The sequence below is a fragment of the Amycolatopsis sp. NPDC059657 genome (assembly GCF_042734395.1).
Lineage (GTDB): Bacteria > Actinomycetota > Actinomycetes > Mycobacteriales > Pseudonocardiaceae > Amycolatopsis.
The window spans coordinates 30423-46637 of the sequence record NZ_JBHWEB010000078.1 but is presented as its reverse complement, the minus strand read 5'-3'; the positions used below and the strand labels follow the sequence as shown (position 1 = coordinate 46637).

The following is a 16215-nucleotide window of genomic DNA, read 5'->3' as shown; positions in this document are numbered from 1 at the left end:
GAACCGGCCGTACCACTCACGACCCTCTCCGAGACGCGGGATGCGGCTCGTGCCACCGGTTTCGTTTGTCCATAGTGGACACAGCGAATCCATTGGGAATATGTATGACAGCACCAGGATTTCCCGGCGTCGTCAAGCGAAGAGCTCGAGCAGGGCGCTAATCGCGGCGTCCGACTCCGCGCGGGGATGTAAGTTTCACAACTCGTGGTTCGGCGAGCCCGACTACGTGACCCAGGCCGAGTCGTGAGTGGTACGGCCGGTTCTAACCGGTCTAAACACTCACGACCCCGGCCGGCTGCCGCGGCCGGAATCCGTGTTGACCGGGAGCGGGACCACCGTGCGGGCGCCGTCCGGCCAGGTCAGGGTGACCTCGTCGCCGTCGTGATCGACCACGACGTCCGGCGCGTCCGGCCTGCCTCGGTCGAGTGCCACCGCGGCGGCGAGCACCGCGCCGGTCACCGGCATGTCTTTTGTGGACAGTGATGGGGTGGCCGTCCAGGTGCCCAGTGGTGAAGTGCCTTTCTCGACGGTGACCTCGGCGGTGTCGAAGCCGCGCAGGCCGCGCAGCGCGGAGCGCAGGCCGCCCGCGTGCGCGGTCGCCGCGGTGCGGTCGACCTGGGTCACCGGTTCGCTGTCGGCGGCCACCGGCCAGCCGCCGAGCCGCAGACGCACGCCGGCGGGCGAGGGGGTGTCAAGGCGGACCAGGCGGATCTCGATGCCGTCGCGCAGTACCGACACGACCGTCATGACCGGGCCGGGCACCACCGGGCCGGATCGTCCTGACCCGTGATCAGGTGAGTGGTCCTCGCTCGTGTCGACCCAGCGCACGGGGCCGCGGGAGGCGGCGGCCAGTACGCCGCCGGGCAGTTCGAGCGTGTAGCAGGTCAGGAATCCCGCGCGATGACTCGCCAGGCCGTGCTCGTCGAGCAGTACCACGGAGTTGTCGAGCGGGTTCGCCACGGTGGGACCGGTCAGCGGCGGGAGCGTGGCCGTGGAATAGCCGAGCCTGGCGTAGAGCGGTGAGTCCGACCTGCGGTCACCGGGCACGGCGTGGTCGGTGCCGTGGTTGAGCACGACCACGATGCCGTCGCTCCGCCGCGCCGAAACCAGCCAGCCCGGCGTGGGAACGACACGGGCCACGTCGCCGGTCTCGACCGGCAACGGCTCCTCGACGTCCGTCCACACGGGATGGTCGGCGGGCAGTGCGAGGCCCAGCATGCCTTTCGTGGCCCAGTACGGGGAGCCGGGACCGGAGTAGGCCTGGCGGATGGCAGGCCAGTCGCGATGCCAGCCCAGTCCGAGCAGCCCGTCCGGTGCCAAGGCGCCGCGGTTCGCGAAATGCCGCGCCATGCCGCTGGCCACCCGCCGGGTCAGCCCCGGTGACAGGCCGGTGCCGGTGAACGCGCCGACCCAGAACGGCGCCGCCGCGGCGAACCGGTAGGTCAGGCTGCGGCCCTGGAGCAACGGCGAGCCGTCAGCGCCGACGAGCCGCACCGCGTCTTCGAGATATGCCTGGAGATCCGCTTCCCACCGCTTGCGCAGCCCTGGTGCGCACAAGGTGCCGACCACGTCGAACAGGTGTGTCCACAGCAACGGATACACGTGCAGGGCCCAGCCCGTGTAGTGGTCGTAGGCGCGCTCGTCACCGTCGCTGAGCCAGCCACCCTGCCGCCGGAGCGTGGCGTGCACGGCCAAGTCCTCCTCGATGTCGGTGGCCGACCACGGGCCGCCAGCCTCACGCAGGAACGACTCGACGACGATCCGGAACCAGACCCAGTTGATCGGCGGGTACGGCTGGCGGATCACCGCGGCCAGCCAGCGGGCCGTCCGCTCACGCACCCGGTCGTCGAGCCGGTCCCACAGCCATGGGCGGGTCAGCTGGAGCACCAGTGCGATCGATGCCGCCTCCACTTTGGACTGATCGAGCTCGTCGGGCCGGGGCCAGGCTTCGGCCGATCCGGGATCGGTGCCTGCGGCCAGCCCCTCCGCGTAACGCTCCAGCAGGTTGCCGGGGTCTTCGCCGTTTTCCCCTGCGACGCGGAATCCGGCGAGCAGGAACGTCCGCGCGAAACCTTCCAGTCCGTCGGAAACGCGGCCGTTGCGGCTGGCAGGGCCCGGCAGGTCGATCCGGGCACCGGCGGGTGAGCGGTACGGGTCCAGCGCCGCGAGCATCCGGTCGGCGAGTCCTGCCCAGGTCGCGCGCGTCCAGCCGGTGTACGGGGACAGGGCGCTCATGCCTGCACGGCCAAGGCCTGCCGGGTGACCGGGTCCCGCGGTGGCTCGCCGGCGGCATACCGTTCGAGCTCGTCGAGCGCCTCCGCGGTCATGCGCCGGGTCTCCGAGCCGAGTGAACCGGCGATGTGGGGCGTCAGCACCACGGTCGGCAGGTCGTAGAGCGGCGACGTGGACGGCAGCGGTTCCGGCTCGGTGACGTCGAGTATCGCGTGCAACCCGGCGGCGCACGCTCGTTCCAGCGCCGCTGTGTCGACGAGCGCGCCACGCGCGGTGTTGATCAGCACCGCGCCCGGTGGCAGCGCCGCCAGCTCGGCGGCGCCGATCATGCGCCGGGTGTCCGGCAGCGACGGCGCGTGCAGGCTCAGCACGTCCGCGAGCGGCAGTGACTCGGCCAGCGTGGCCGGTTCCGCGCCCGCCGCCCGGATCCGCGCGGGGTCCACCACCGGGTCGACGACGAGCACCCGAGCCAGAGCCAGCCGCACCAGCAGCTCGGTGACCCGCTGCCCGATCCGCGAAAAGCCGACGAGCACGACGGTGCGGTCCCGCCCGGTCAGCTCGCCGTGCCGCTCGCGGTACCGCCAGTCCTCGCGGAACGCGCGGGCGTCCGCGGCGAGGAACGGCACCTTCTTGAACGCCCACAGGATCGCGCCCAGCGTGTACTGGGCGACGGGCTCGGCGTTGGCGCCGGCGGCGGTGGTGACCAGCAGCCCGCGATCGAAGAGCGCGGCGCCGACGTGGCCACGCACGCTGCCCGCGGCGTGCAGCACCGCACGCAGCTTCGGCGCGTCCCGCAGCAGGGCCTCGCCGAGCGGCGGGCAGCCCCAGGAGGTGACCAGCACTTCGACCTCGGCCAGCCGCGCACGTACCGACGCCGAACCCAGCTCGTCCGTGAACAGTGGTTCGCCAAGGCTGGCCGTGGCACGCAGCCGCGCGAGCTCCGCTTCGCCGAACTGCAGCCGCATCGTGTCGCGGCCCAGCACCAGCAGGGTTTCCGGGCGCCGGGTCATTTGACGCTTCCCGCCGCCAGCCCGGAACGCCATTGCCGGTGCAGCACCACGAACGCGACCGCCAGCGGCACGACCGCCAGCAGCGATCCGGTGATGACGAGCGGGCTGTACTGCGGGAACTGGGTCACGCGGGTGCTCCACTGGTAGAGGCCGAGGCTCATCGGGAAGAGTTTCGGATCGGTGAGCATCACGAGCGGCAGGAAGAAGTTGTTCCAGATCCCCACGAACTGGAACAGGAAGATGGTCACGAGCCCCGGCCGCATCATCGGCAGCGCGATGGTGAAGAACGTCCGCAGCTCGCCGGCGCCGTCCGTGCGCGCGGCTTCGAGCACCTCGCCAGGCACCGCGGCATCGGCGTACACCCTGGCGAGGTAGACCCCGAACGGGTTGGTGAGCAAGGGAATGAACACCGCCCAGAACGTCCCCACGATGTGCAGCTGGGAGGCGAGCAGGTACAGCGGCAGCGCCAGCGCCGTGGTCGGCACCAGCACACCGGTCAGCGTCGCCGCGAACAGCGCGCGCCTGCCGGGGAAGTCGAGCTTCGCGATCGCGTATCCGCACGCCGCGCAGATCAGCGTCCCGAGCACCGCGCCGAGCCCGGCGTAGAGCAGCGAGTTGCGGATCCAGGCGAGGAAGACGCCGTTCTCCTCGGAGAACAACGCGCTGAGGTTCGCGCCGAGGTTCCACTGGCCGAACTCGAACGCGCTGGTGGTGGAGAAATCGCCGACGGACTTGGTGGCGGAGGTGACGAGCCAGATCAGCGGCACCACCGCGTACAGCGAGGCGAGTACCAGCAGGACATGCACGACCGTGCGCGACGTCCACCGCGAAGCGGCGGCAGAGCGGGTCAACGGGACCTCCTGGCGGACAGGCGCATGACCAGCGCCGAGAGCAGAGCCGAGACGAGGGCCAGCAGCACGGAAGCGGCGGCCGCCCGGCCGTAGTCGCCCGCGGTGAACGCGGCCTCGTAGACATAGAGGCTCGGTGACCACGCGCTCGTCACCGAGCCGGTGAAACCACGCAGCACCATCGGTTCGGTGAACAACTGCAGTGAACCGATGACGGTGAACACCAGCGCGACGAAGATCGACGGCCGCACCATCGGGATCTTGATCGACCACGCGCTCCGCAGCTGGCCCGCGCCGTCGGCGCGGGCGGCTTCGAGCACGTCACGCGGAACCGCCTGCAGCGCGGTGTAGAAGATGATCATGTTGTAGCCGACCCACTGCCAGGTCGCGATGTTCACAATGGACGGCAGGATCCCCGTCTTGCCCAGCGGGTCGAACGGCAGGAGTGCGCTGAGCCCGGAGTTGGGGCTGTAGAGGTACGCCCAGATCAACCCGGTGATCACCGTCGGGACGGCGTAGGGCAGGAAGACCGCCAGTGACCACAGCCGCCGCAGGCGCACGACGGCCGAGTCGAGCAGCAGTGCCAGCACCAGTGCCATGCCGAGCATGATCGGGATGTGGATCAGCACGAACAGCGCCACGTTGCCCAGGCTGGCGTGGAATGCCTTGTCCGCGAGTACCTCGAGGTAGTTGCCGAAGGCGACGAACACCTGGTGCGGCCCGGAGAAGCCCAAGCCGGACAAGCGATCCGTGAACAGGCTCAGGTAGAGCGCGTAGAGGATCGGCACCAGCACGGTAGCGGTCAGCAGTACCGCGAAGGGCGCGGCCAGCGTGAGCCCGGCGCGGCCGCGGCGGGTGGAGGTGCCGGCCATCACGCTTTCCCTTCCCGCACGGTGATTCCGCGTGCCCTGAGGTTCGCGACGGTGTCCGCCTGCGTCTGCCTGACCGCGGTGACCAAGGTCGAGCCGCCGGTCTTCACCCCGCCCATGTGGTCGACGACGACGGAGAACATGCCGAGAGCGTTCGGCCCCCACGTCCAGTCCGGGACGCGGCGCGCGGCCTCGTCCAGCACGTCGTAGACGGGCTCGCCGAGGAAATAGCCGCCCTTGTACGCCTTCTTGGCCGCCTCGCGGCTCGGCAGGTAGCCGGGGAACGGGGAGGTGAACGTGCTCCCGATCTTCGCGACGGCGGGATCCGTGCTGAGCCAGCGCAGGAACTTGACCGCCGCTTCGGGGACCTTGCTTTCGGCGGAGACCGCGAAGGCACTGCCGCCCTGTACCCCGGTGGACGGCACGCCGTCCCAGGTGGGCATGGTGGTGACGGCCCAGCGATTCTTGTCCTGTGGCACGGATTTGCCGAGGGTGCCGACACTCCACGCCGCGCCGAGCAAGCCCCACAACCGCCCCTGGTGCATCGCCCCGATCCAGCCCTGGTCCCCGGTGGGCACCGCGGCGACCAGATCGCCGGTGATCATCCGCTGCCAGTACTCCGCGGTGCGCAGTGTGCCCTCGCCGTCGACGTTCACGCGCCAGGCGTCGCCGTCGGCCTGCCACCACGGATCACCTGCCTGCCAGCACATTCCGGCGAAGAAGGACCCGTCGTTGAGCGGGAACGTGGTCAACCGCGCGCCCGGGTCCGCTTTCCGGACGGCCTCGGCGGCGCCGCGGAACTCTTCCCAGGTGCGCGGCACCGCGATCGCGTGCCGGTCGAAGAGATCCTTGCGGTAGTAGAACACCATCGGCGCCAGGTCCATCGGCGCCGCCCAGGTGCGGCCGTCCGGCCGGACACCGCGCCAGGCGGCGGGGGAGTAGCCGGGCTCGAGGTCGGCCAGGTCCGCGGTGAGGTCACGGAGGCCGCCGGTGGTGAGCAGCTGCGGCAGGCCCTGGTATTCGGCGTGCAGGATGTCAGGCGCGTTGTGGGCGCGCAACGCGTTGGTCTGCTGTGCGTAGCCGCCGGACAACCCGCGTGCGATCACGCTGAGCTCGACCGAGACCTCGTGTTGCGAGGCGTTGAACGCGGCGACGAACTTGTCCATCCCGGTGAACCAGGACCAGATCCGCACGCGGGTGGCGCCGGACGCCGTCGTGGGCGACCCGCAGGCGCCGAGCAGGCCACCCGCCGTGATACCGGCCGAGGCCGACAGAAAACTTCGACGGGTCAAGCCCGCCGGGCCTCGAGGCGTCATTGCTTCCTCCGTGGAAAGTGCTGGCTGTCACTGCACCCTGTGGCATAGTTCGAGTCAACAAATCGCATCAAAATCGATCAAAAGTGCTCATAGTCGAAAGGAGACCCTGAGTGCCGAGGCAACGTTCGAGTGCGCGCCGGGTCCCGCTGGAGCGGGTCGGATGATGTTGGCAGCGGAACGGCACGAGATCATCCTTTCCCTGCTGCGCCAGCATGGCACGGTCCGGCTCTCCGACCTCGTGACACGCCTCGGGGTCAGCTCCGTGACCGTTCGCCGCGATGTCACCGAGCTGGCCGACCGCGGCCTGCTGGCGCGGGTGCACGGCGGTGTCACCCTCGTCCGGCCGCGTTCCGCGCAGCCCGATCAGCGCGCCTCGCCAGGCGCGCTGATCGGCATGGTCACGCCGTCGGTGGAGTACTACTGGCCGCAGGTGATCCAGGGCGCGCAGTCCACAGTGGCCGGTGCGGGCGGACGGCTGGTGCTGCGCGCGTCCAGCTATGACGCCGGGGAGGACCGCCGTCAGGTCGGCAAGCTGCTGGAACGCGGTGTCCAGGCGCTGCTCGTCGCGCCTGCCACCGATGGGCGCGGTTCGCTGGAATTGGTGCGCTGGCTGGGGTCGCTGGCGGTGCCGGTGATACTCGTCGAACGCCTGCCGCCTGCGGAACTGCCGACTCTCGCCATGGACGCCGTGACGACGGCGCACGCGCTCGGCGCCGGGCTGGCCGTGCGGCATCTGGTGTCACTCGGCCATCGCCGGGTGGGGCTGGTGACTTCGCGGTCCAGCCCGACCAGTCGCGCGCTGCGTGCGGGCTGGCGCGAGACGATCGAGTCGCTCGGCCACGACCATGGCCCGGATTTCGACGTGCCGGCCTACGGTTCGCCGGGCTGGGCGGAGGTCTACGACGAGGTGCTCGCCCGTTGCCGCCGCGAGAAAGTCCGCGCGCTGCTGGTGCATTCCGACCGTGAGGCCATCGGCCTGATCGAGCAGGCGCGCGACAGCGGGCTCGCCGTTCCCGGTGAGCTGGCGGTGGTGTCCTACGACGACGAGGTCGCGACGGTCTCGGATCCGCCGCTCACCGCGGTCCGCCCGCAGAAGCACCGGCTCGGCGCGCTGGCCGCGGAACTCGCGCTGGCCAGGCTGGCCGAAGGTGCCGAGCGCCCGGTGCACCGCATGCAGTTGTGGCCGGTTCTCGTGGTGCGGGAATCCTGCGGTGCCGTCATGGATGTCCTTCTTTGACCACCGGTCCGGGTGCACACGACCTGCTTTGTTGACGGAGCCGAGCGCTCGATGCGAAGATCAACTGGGAGCGCTCCCGCGAGGAAGTGGCCGGAGTCGAGCAAAGGCGGTGCCGTGCAGTTGCGAGCGGAAGGCGGCGGGCGGCCGACTCTGGAGGACGTGGCGGTTTTCGCCGGTGTGTCGCGGTCGACGGCGTCGCGTGCGTTGAATGAGGACGCCTATGTGAGCGCGGCTGCCCGTGAAAGGGTGCGCACCGCTGCTCGTGATCTGGGGTATTCGCCCAATCAGGCGGCTCGTTCGCTGGTCACGCGGCGGACGGGCGCGGTCGCGGTGGTCTTGTCGGAGCCGGAGGCGAGGCTGCTCGATGACCCGTATCGCACGGCGGTGATGCGTGCGGGGTACCGCGAGCTGGCCGACATCGACCGTCAGATGGTCCTGATCTTCAGTGACGCCAGGGAGGACCTCGGCCGCACGGTGCGTTTCCTCGAAGGCGGCCACGTCGACGGGGCGCTGGTGTTCGCGCCGCACCGGGCCGATCCGCTGCCGAAGGCCTTGCGGACGCTGCGGATCCCGGTGGTCTTCGGCGGCCAGGCGGCGAGCATCAGACGCGGCGTGCACGTGGTCGACTTCGACAACGAGGGCGGCGCGAGGCTGGCCGTCGAGCACCTGCTCGCGACCGGACGCACCCGCATCGCCACCATCGCGGGGCCACAGGACCAGAGCGCCTCGATCGACCGGCTCTCCGGCTGGCGCAAGACACTGCTCGACGCCGGGCTCGACCCCACGGACCTGGCCGAAGAAGGCGACTTCACCCTCTCCGGCGGCGCCAGCGCCATGTCCGCGCTACTGGCCAGGCGCCCCGACCTCGACGCCGTCTTCGTCGCCAGCGACATGATGGCCGTCGGCGCACTGCGCACCCTCGGTGCGGCCGGACGTCGCATCCCGGACGAGGTCGCGGTCGTCAGTTTCGACGACAACGCCGCGCTCGCGCCCGCGATGGAGCCGTCGCTGACCTCGGTCCACCAGGACCCGCGTGAGCAGATCCACGTGATGGTCGCGACGTTGTCGCGGCTGCTCGAAGACCGGGATCTGCCATCGCGGCGGCAGGTTCTGCCGGTTTCCCTCACCATTCGCTCCTCGGCCTGAATGGTGGGGTGACGGCGGTACGCGGATGGACGGCATCCGTGCATGGATGGACGACACGCCGATCGGCGCCGACCGCGTCGAAGCGTATCGACACCTGAGACGGTAGGTCACGCCGCCGTCCTGCGCAATGGCCATGATCGGCTCCGGCGTGAAGGCAGGGAAATCCCTCACTCGAAATTGTCGAATGCCGCACCGTGCATGGGTATGCGCAGGCGATTCGGCACATCGGGCTGGTCACGGCGTTATGGAATGGATCTTGGCGAGCGCTTGACCTCGCGGTAACACGGATGCAATAGTTTTTGCACTTTCTTGTAGTCGATACAGCGCTTCGTCGAAGCAATCGAATCGATTCGACAAAACACCTTCCCTGGAGGCCGGTTCATGCGTAGATCCCGGATTCGGCGAGTACTGCTGCTCCCTCTCGTCGCGTCACTGATCGCGCCGCTGCCCGCTCTCGCCGACGCGCCTCCCGTCTTCCGTGATCCGGCGGCCCCGCTCTCCGCTCGCCTCGGCGACCTGATCTCCCGGCTCACGCTGGACGAGAAGATCTCCTTGCTGCACCAGTACCAGCCCGCGATCCCCCGGCTGGGCATCGCGAAGTTCAAGACCGGCACGGAGGCGCTGCACGGCGTCGGCTGGAGCACCGACAACGACCACAACGGCGCTGTCGTCTTCGCCGACGGCACGGTGTTCCCGCAGGCGCTCGGCCTGGCGTCCACTTGGGACCCGGCGCTGATCAAGCAGGTCGGGACCGCCGTCGGCCAGGAGGCGCGCGGGTTCAACGCGAAGAACCCCGGCCTGTGGAGCTTGAATCTCTGGGCTCCGGTGGTGAACCTGCTGCGTGATCCGCGCTGGGGTCGCAACGAAGAGGGCTACTCGGAGGATCCGTACCTGACCAGCCGGGTCGCGACCGCCTACGGCCGCGGGATGCAAGGCGACGATCCGCGCTATCTCCAGGCCGCGCCCACGTTGAAGCACTACCTGGCCTACAACAACGAGGTCGACCGGACGACGACCAGTTCCTCGGTGCCGCCGAAGATCCTGCACGACTACGACGAGCAGGCCTTCGGCCCGGCATTGCGCGCGGGCGCCGCGAACGCGGTCATGCCCTCGTACAACCTGGTCAACGGCCGCCCGGCCACGGTGTCCCCCGATCTCAACGCGGTCGTGCGCAAGTGGGCGCCGCAGGACGTCGCCGTCGTGAGCGACGCGGGCGCGCCGTGGAACCTGGTCGACTCGGAGAAGTACTACCCGACGAAGCCGGAGGCCGCCGCCGCGATGATCAAGGCGGGTGTCGACAGCTTCACCGTGGACGACACCAACGGCTCGATCACCACGACCGCGGTCAAGTCGGCGCTCACGCAGGGGCTGCTCACCGTCGCCGACATCGAGAACGCCGACCGGCACCTGCTGTCGCTGCGGTTCCGCCTCGGCGAGTTCGACCCGCCCGGCCGTAACCCGTACGCGAACATCACGCCGTCCGTGATCAATTCGCCGGAGCACAAGGCACTCGCACGCAAGGCCGCGGCAGAGCAGATGGTGTTGCTGCGCAACGAAAAGAACGCGCTGCCGCTCGACGCGGCGAAGAACAAGAAGGTGGCCGTCGTCGGCCCGCTCGCCGACACGCTGTACGAAGACTGGTACGGCGGCACGATGCCGTACAAGGTCACGCCGTTGCAGGGCATCAAGGAGCGGCTCGGCGCGGGCGGCACGGTCGCGTCCAGTGAAGGTGTCGACCGGATCGCGCTGAAGGACCCCGCGACCGGCAAGTACCTCACCGCGTCCACCGACCCGGCTGGCGCGAAGCTCGCCGCGAGCGGCACCAGCGCGGGCAACGCCGAAGCGTTCGACGTCTTCGACTGGGGCGCGGGCAAGCTCACCCTGCGCACCGCGGCCAACGGCAAGTACCTGTCCTATGTGGGCGGTGCGCTGGTGAACAACGCCGCGCAGCCCAACGGCTGGTTCGTCCAGCAGCAGCTGAAGCTCAACCCGCAGCCGGACGGCGGCTACGTGCTGGAGTACGCGGGCAACGAGGTCGGCCAGCCGTGGTTCGGCCCCAACAGGTTCGCCGTCGTCGGCGCGGACGGCGCGCTCACCATCGGCGCCGCCGACGTGGCACACGCGACCAAGTTCACCCGCGAGGTGCTCCACAGCGGGGTCGACGCCGCCGTGGCCGCCGCACGGGGAGCGGACACCGCGGTGGTCGTGGTCGGCAGCATGCCGTTCATCAACGGCCGTGAGGACAACGACCGCACCAGCACCGAACTCGCTCCGCAGCAGAAGGCGCTGGTGGAGGCCGTGCAGAAGGCCAACCCGCACACGGTCGTCGTGGTCGAGAACAGCTACCCGACCACCGGGTGGGACAGCCAGTCCGCGCCGGGTCTGCTGTGGACGACGCACGCGGGGCAGGAGACCGGGCACGCCGTCGCGGACGTGCTCTTCGGCGACCACAACCCCGGCGGCCGGTTGACCCAGACCTGGTACCGCTCCGACGCCGAGCTGCCGAGCATCCTCGACTACGACATCTCTAGGACCGGCATGACCTACCAGTACTTCCGCGGGAAGCCGTTGTACCCCTTCGGTTACGGCCTGAGCTACACCTCCTTCCGGTATGGCGGCGTCCGCGTCGACCGGCCGGTCGCCGACGCGGCAGGCACGGTCGAGGTCAGTGTCGATGTCACGAACACCGGGGACCGCGCGGGCTCCGACGTCGTCCAGCTGTACTCGAGCGCTCGGGATTCGCGGGCGCAGCAGCCGGTCCGGCAGCTGCGCGCGTTCGAAAAGGTGACGCTCTCGCCGAAGCAGACGAAGACCGTGCGGTTGCGCGTTCCCGTGGCCGACCTGGCGTTCTGGGACGTCACGCGCGGCAAGTCCGTCGTCGAGACCGGTCGGTACGACTTCTCGGTCGGCCACTCGGCGACCGACATCGCCCAGAGCGTCGGAGTTTTCGTGCACGGAGAACACATCCCTGCCCGCGACCTCGGCGCCAAGACGGAGGCGCAGAACTTCGACGACTACCGGGGCGTCACGCTGACCGACACGGCGAAGGACGCCGGCACCTCGGTCGCGGCGAAGGCGGGTGACTGGGTCGCCTTCAAGGGCGTCCAGCTCGACCCGGCCGCGCGGACGTTCGTCGCCGCGGCGTCCAAATCCGGCAGTGGCACGGCGAGGATCACCGTGCGGCTCGACGACCCGGTGCACGGCCGGGTGCTCGGCTCCGTCGAAGTGGCGAGCACCGGCGACAAGTACGCCTTCAAGAAGATCGGCGCCGAGCTGGCGCGAGCGGGCGGCAGGCACGACGTGTATCTCACGTTCGACGCCCCGGTCACCCTCTCGTGGTTCCAGCTGACGCGCTGATCCCTCCGATCCTCGGAGGCGGGCCTGACGCCGCCGGCCCGCCTCCGAGCTCCAAGGTTCGCCGCTCCGGTCCCCGAGGTGGCGTGGTGACCCGGGCAATGGCGTCCGGGAAAGGAGAAGAAATGCGTAAACTCCTGAGGTACCTACTAGCCCCAGCCGTCGTGCTCGCGATGGTCGCGGGCACGGCCGCGCCCGCGCAGGCGGCGACCTGGTCGTCCACGGACAAGTGGGGATCGTGGTCCAACGGCGGCTACACCGTGCGCAATGACGTCTGGGGCTCCGGCGCGGGTTCCCAGTCGATCTGGGCCAACTCCTACAGCAACTGGGGTGTCTACGCGAACCACCCCAACACCGGCGGAGTCAAGGCCTATCCGCACGCCGCGAAGAACATCGGCAGGTCGCTGAGCAGCCTGCGCTCGGTCACGAGCAACTTCAACGTCTCCCGTCCCAGCAGCGGGGCCTACACCGCGGCCTATGACATCTGGGCGAACAACAACGCCTACGAGATCATGCTGTGGATGAACAAGCAGGGCGCGGTCGGTGCGATCGGCAGCAAGCAGACCACGGTCAGCGTCGGCGGGCACACCTGGGACGTCTACAAGGGAAGCAACGGCGCCAACGCGGTGTTCTCGTTCCTGCGCACCGGCAACACGAACGCCGGTTCGGTCGACATCCTCGCGGTGATGAACTGGATCAAGAGCAAGGGCTGGTTCGGCGACGTGACACTCGGCGAGGTCCAGTTCGGCTTCGAGATCACCTCGTCGTCGGGTGGCATGAACTTCACCACCAACAGCTACTCGGTGTCTTCCAGCTAGGCAGGGCTCGTGAGTGTTGCCGGCGGTGAGAACCGTCGGCAACACTCACGAGCCACCGGCAAAGAGACCTATGGTGCGCGATACTGGGATTGAACCAGTGACCTCTTCCGTGTCAGGGAAGCGCTCTCCCGCTGAGCTAAACGCGCCTTGCTGTTGAAGGAAACACTACCAAGCCCGGGGGACCCCCGAAGCCCACCCCCGTAGTCGGCCGAGGCAACTCTGGTGCTATACCCCAAACCCGCCTGTCCACGAAGGACTCAACGCCGGGCCGATCCACCGGCGGACCAGCGCGCGTAGCTCGTCGTCGGTGAGTGCTGGGGTCGACGGGTACTGCAGGAACGAGATGAACAGGCGCATGAGGATCTCGGCGAGGCCTTCGAGGTCGGCGTCGGGGACTCCGGCCGCCGCCCAGTCGACAGGCAGGTTGCGGAGGATGCGGGCGCCGAGGGAGAAGGACAGGGGAGAGGTCACTCCGGCCGTCATGAAGTCGGCCTCGCCTGCCTGGAAGAGGAGGCCCAGGTAGGGCTCGTCGGGAACCGCGCGGACGGCGAAGACCACCGATTCGACGGCGGCTTCCGCGGGGGTGCCGAACGAGGAGAGGTGGCGTTCCATGCGGGCCGCGAACTCCTCGACGCCTGCCATGGCGACGGCGCGGAGGATGTCGGCGAGGCTGGGGAAGTAGCGGTAGACGGTCTGGCGGGTGATGCCCGCTTCCGTGGCGACGTCGGAGAGACTGGTCTTGGGGAGACCTGCCCTGTCGATGCAGGCCGTCGCCGCTTCGACGATGCGGCGGCGTGCCTCTTCTTCGGTGCGAGGTGGGTTGCCCTGCCAGCCGTGGTGCCCCATGCGGACCATCTTTACCGAGAGAGGGCCGCCGGTGCCGTGCGACTCGCCCGATACAGCGCGGCCAGCAGCAGACCGGCTCCGATGAAGCAGGCGAGCGCGTAGGGTCTGCTTCCGACCGGCGTGCCTTCGTCCGCAGGCAGGGAGCTGATCCAGAAGGCGGCCATCCCGCCCAGGTAGACGGCGGGGTAGGTGCGGACGAACGGGGACAATGGCTCGGCGGGGCCGCGATTCGACAGGACGATCCAGGCGCCCGCGAGCCAGACCACGGCCAGCTCGATGCCGAGTACCCAGGCCTTGGCATCGAAGAAGCTCGCGGGGATGCCGGCGATCGCCATGGTCGGCGGGGTCAGGATGCCTGCCACCAGTGTGCGCGCTGCCAGTGACCAGCCGTGCCTGCCGCTGGTGAGGCGGACGACCAGGTAGGTCATGGCTCCCATGGACACCGAGGCGAACAGCAGCATGCTGTTCATCGGCACCGACGCCAGCGCGGGGTGGTTGACGAGGTGGTTGTCCATGTTCCACGCCCACCACTTGAGCTGGGGGCCGAGCTGGTCGAAGACCTCGTAGAACACCTGGCACGCGAACGCGACTGCCACGGAACCGGCCGCGGGGCCGCGGCGCCGGAAGATGCCGAGCGACCTGATCAGCTCGTACGCGAGCTGGCTGATCACCGGGTAGAACGCGATGATGTAGAGCGGCAGCCTGTCCCACATGAACTGCACGGTGAACTGGTTGTGGGCGAAGATGAACCCGTACTGCCGCTCGAGCCCGAACCACTCCGGGAAGTACAGCGGCGGCTCGATCACGAACAGGTAGACCAGGGAAGCGCACCACAGCGCCAGGTTGACGGGATCGCCGTCGCGGTGGCGGCGGAGTGCGTGCGCCAGTGCGAAAATCGCGCCGCCGATGATGAGCAGCTCGAGCAGCGGCATGGTCGGATGCGCTAGCTCCCAGGGGAAGCGGACTGACACTACGGGTGAGACGGTGTGGCAGTCGAAGCCGAGACCGCGGGTGACGGCCTCGGCCTCCGGTCCGCATACGGCGCTCATCGCGCGGCCGCGGTCGTCGCGGGGGAGTAGTCGACGGCAGGGGGCTCGGCGCGGGGATCGAAGCCGAAGGGGACGCGGTGCCTGCCCAGTGCGGCGCGGACGCGGTAACGGAGGAGACCCGCGAGCACGCGGGGGTTCCGCATCATCTCGCCCAGCGACTCGTCGAGGTTGAACACCTTCGCGAAGTGCTCGTCGACCACGTCGTCCTCGCGGGCGGCGCCGACGATCAGGCTGAACGCCGGGCCGGACATGGCCGCGACGACGCGGCGCTGCCATTCGGGGAGCGTCTCGGTGCCGGAAGCGCACGCGTAACCTTGATCCCTCGCCATCGCCAGGCGCCAGGGAACAGCGAGCAGTTTTCGTTGTGCCGCAAGGAATCGTCGGGCGTCGAAGGATCCGGAGAGGTGCTCGCGCAACAGCAGCGCCGAGCCCGCCGCGGAACTGATGCCTTGCGCGTAGAACGGGTTGAACGCGCAGATCGAATCGCCGATGAAGGCCAGGCCTCGCGGCGGCGTCTTCCAGCGGTCGTAGCGACGCCACTTGTTGCCGGTCGACCTGGTCAGATGCACTGCCGAGGTGGGCTCGCACCGGTCCATCGCGGCCGCGAACAGCGGGGTCCGCACCCGGGCGGCCGATTCGGCGAACGCGTCGGTGGTGCGCGGCATTTCGAGTCCCCATGAGCCCATGCAGGCGATGACCCTGTTGCCCTCGATCGGGAAGAAGTTGACCAGGAACTCGTGCTCGGCGGGGTGCTCGCCCTTGTCCTGGGTCGGCATGATCACCAGGTGCCGCCACCACCAGGACGCCGGCCGGTCGGCGGGCAGGTCGTACCAGCGCGAGGTGTAGGTGACTTTGGCGTCGAGCGTCCGCACCTCGGGCTTGGGCCAGCCCGCCGCCACCAGCCAGTCGCCGACGGAAGATCCACGCCCGAGCGCGTCGACCACGAAGTCGGCGCCGATGTGCTCGGAACCGACTTCGATGCCGGTGACCGCGCCGTCGCGGGTGGTCAGGCCGGTGACCGTGACGCCTTCGCGGATGGTGACGTTCGCCAGTTCGCGCACCTTGTCGCGTAGCACGCGCTCGATGAGGATCCGCGAGCTGTAGATCATCGTCATCGCGCTGCGCTTGCGTGCCGACCAGCCAGGTCCGTCGAGGTAGGCGGCGTCCATCGACGGCATCAGATGCAGCCCGCCCGCGGCGATGAGGTCGTCTTCGAAACCGGGGAACAGTGCCCCGATCGCCCGACGGCCGGAGTTCAGCAGGAAGTGCGGATGCTTGCTCTGCGGCACGCCGCGGCGGTGCTCGGCTGCGGCCGGTAGCTCGTCGCGCTCCAGCACCAGCACCTGCTCGAAGTGCGGCGCGAGCGCGCCCGCGGCACACAGGCCTGCGGCACTGCCACCCAGGACGACTGCGGTTTTGCCGAGCTCCACACGGACCAGCTCCCCACGTCAATCATACAAAGTGCCCTTGAATGTATGAATGACGTGAGG

12 protein-coding genes and 1 tRNA gene are annotated in these 16215 nt (G+C 69.2%); 4 read left to right on the top strand and 9 right to left on the bottom strand.

Annotation, left to right across the window (positions count from 1 at the left end; genetic code table 11):
- Positions 1-279: 279 nt before the first annotated feature.
- Genes ACFV15_RS32835 through ACFV15_RS32815 form a run of 5 tightly spaced genes read right to left on the bottom strand, consistent with a single transcriptional unit; the run spans position 280 to position 6275 of the window.
- On the bottom strand, positions 280-2235 hold the full coding sequence (locus ACFV15_RS32835; RefSeq protein WP_378355245.1) for a DUF2264 domain-containing protein: 1956 nt from the start codon (positions 2233-2235) through the stop codon (positions 280-282).
- On the bottom strand, positions 2232-3242 hold the full coding sequence (locus ACFV15_RS32830; RefSeq protein WP_378355243.1) for a hydroxyacid dehydrogenase: 1011 nt from the start codon (positions 3240-3242) through the stop codon (positions 2232-2234). Before ACFV15_RS32830 ends, ACFV15_RS32835 begins: the two co-directional genes overlap by 4 nt.
- Positions 3239-4048, bottom strand: a complete 810-nt coding sequence (locus ACFV15_RS32825; protein ID WP_378355251.1) for a carbohydrate ABC transporter permease — start codon at positions 4046-4048, stop codon at positions 3239-3241. Before ACFV15_RS32825 ends, ACFV15_RS32830 begins: the two co-directional genes overlap by 4 nt.
- Before the next feature lie 41 nt (positions 4049-4089).
- Positions 4090-4962, bottom strand: a complete 873-nt coding sequence (locus ACFV15_RS32820; RefSeq protein ID WP_378355241.1) for a carbohydrate ABC transporter permease — start codon at positions 4960-4962, stop codon at positions 4090-4092.
- Positions 4962-6275 carry an ABC transporter substrate-binding protein gene (locus ACFV15_RS32815; protein ID WP_378355240.1) on the bottom strand — a complete coding sequence of 438 codons (1314 nt, stop codon included), beginning with the start codon at positions 6273-6275 and terminating at the stop codon, positions 4962-4964. The genes ACFV15_RS32820 and ACFV15_RS32815 overlap by 1 nt, the downstream gene beginning before the upstream one ends.
- Positions 6276-6435: 160 nt before the next feature.
- On the opposite strand from ACFV15_RS32815, the gene ACFV15_RS32810 reads away from it, so the two are divergent.
- The 4 genes from ACFV15_RS32810 to ACFV15_RS32795 all read left to right on the top strand — a co-directional run bounded on the left by ACFV15_RS32810 (position 6436) and on the right by ACFV15_RS32795 (position 12830).
- Complete coding sequence (locus tag ACFV15_RS32810; RefSeq protein ID WP_378355238.1) at positions 6436-7512, top strand: substrate-binding domain-containing protein; 1077 nt, start codon at positions 6436-6438, stop codon at positions 7510-7512.
- 120 nt (positions 7513-7632) lie between these two features.
- Positions 7633-8658 carry a LacI family DNA-binding transcriptional regulator gene (locus tag ACFV15_RS32805; RefSeq protein ID WP_378355250.1) on the top strand — a complete coding sequence of 342 codons (1026 nt, stop codon included), beginning with the start codon at positions 7633-7635 and terminating at the stop codon, positions 8656-8658.
- A gap of 381 nt (positions 8659-9039) precedes the next feature.
- The gene (locus tag ACFV15_RS32800; protein WP_378355236.1) at positions 9040-12015 is read left to right on the top strand and encodes a glycoside hydrolase family 3 C-terminal domain-containing protein; all 2976 of its coding nucleotides are present in this window, start codon (positions 9040-9042) and stop codon (positions 12013-12015) included.
- 122 nt (positions 12016-12137) lie between these two features.
- A complete protein-coding gene (locus tag ACFV15_RS32795) occupies positions 12138-12830 on the top strand; it encodes a hypothetical protein (RefSeq protein WP_378355235.1) in 693 nt (230 codons plus the stop codon).
- A gap of 71 nt (positions 12831-12901) precedes the next feature.
- Here ACFV15_RS32795 and ACFV15_RS32790 read toward each other — a convergent pair.
- The 4 genes from ACFV15_RS32790 to ACFV15_RS32775 form a co-directional block, all read right to left on the bottom strand.
- Positions 12902-12976 (bottom strand) — tRNA-Val (locus ACFV15_RS32790).
- A gap of 79 nt (positions 12977-13055) precedes the next feature.
- The gene (locus ACFV15_RS32785; RefSeq protein WP_378355234.1) at positions 13056-13676 is read right to left on the bottom strand and encodes a TetR/AcrR family transcriptional regulator; all 621 of its coding nucleotides are present in this window, start codon (positions 13674-13676) and stop codon (positions 13056-13058) included.
- Between the two features lie 11 nt (positions 13677-13687).
- Positions 13688-14725, bottom strand: coding sequence for a hypothetical protein (locus ACFV15_RS32780; protein ID WP_378355233.1), 1038 nt, complete (start codon positions 14723-14725; stop codon positions 13688-13690).
- Positions 14722-16155, bottom strand: a complete 1434-nt coding sequence (locus tag ACFV15_RS32775) for an FAD-dependent oxidoreductase (RefSeq protein ID WP_378355231.1) — start codon at positions 16153-16155, stop codon at positions 14722-14724. The genes ACFV15_RS32780 and ACFV15_RS32775 overlap by 4 nt, the downstream gene beginning before the upstream one ends.
- Between the last annotated feature and the right edge of the window lie 60 nt (positions 16156-16215).

Bases quoted from the DNA above. Each gene is read 5' to 3' on its own strand.
- ACFV15_RS32820 (WP_378355241.1), bottom strand. From the start codon at position 4,962: ATGGCCGGCACCTCCACCCGCCGCGGCCGCGCCGGGCTCACGCTGGCC.
- ACFV15_RS32780 (WP_378355233.1), bottom strand. From the start codon at position 14,725: ATGAGCGCCGTATGCGGACCGGAGGCCGAGGCCGTCACCCGCGGTCTC.
- ACFV15_RS32785 (WP_378355234.1), bottom strand. From the start codon at position 13,676: ATGGGGCACCACGGCTGGCAGGGCAACCCACCTCGCACCGAAGAAGAG.
- ACFV15_RS32800 (WP_378355236.1), top strand. From the start codon at position 9,040: ATGCGTAGATCCCGGATTCGGCGAGTACTGCTGCTCCCTCTCGTCGCG.
- ACFV15_RS32795 (WP_378355235.1), top strand. From the start codon at position 12,138: ATGCGTAAACTCCTGAGGTACCTACTAGCCCCAGCCGTCGTGCTCGCG.
- ACFV15_RS32835 (WP_378355245.1), bottom strand. From the start codon at position 2,235: ATGAGCGCCCTGTCCCCGTACACCGGCTGGACGCGCGCGACCTGGGCA.
- ACFV15_RS32810 (WP_378355238.1), top strand. From the start codon at position 6,436: ATGATGTTGGCAGCGGAACGGCACGAGATCATCCTTTCCCTGCTGCGC.
- ACFV15_RS32830 (WP_378355243.1), bottom strand. From the start codon at position 3,242: ATGACCCGGCGCCCGGAAACCCTGCTGGTGCTGGGCCGCGACACGATG.
- ACFV15_RS32815 (WP_378355240.1), bottom strand. From the start codon at position 6,275: ATGACGCCTCGAGGCCCGGCGGGCTTGACCCGTCGAAGTTTTCTGTCG.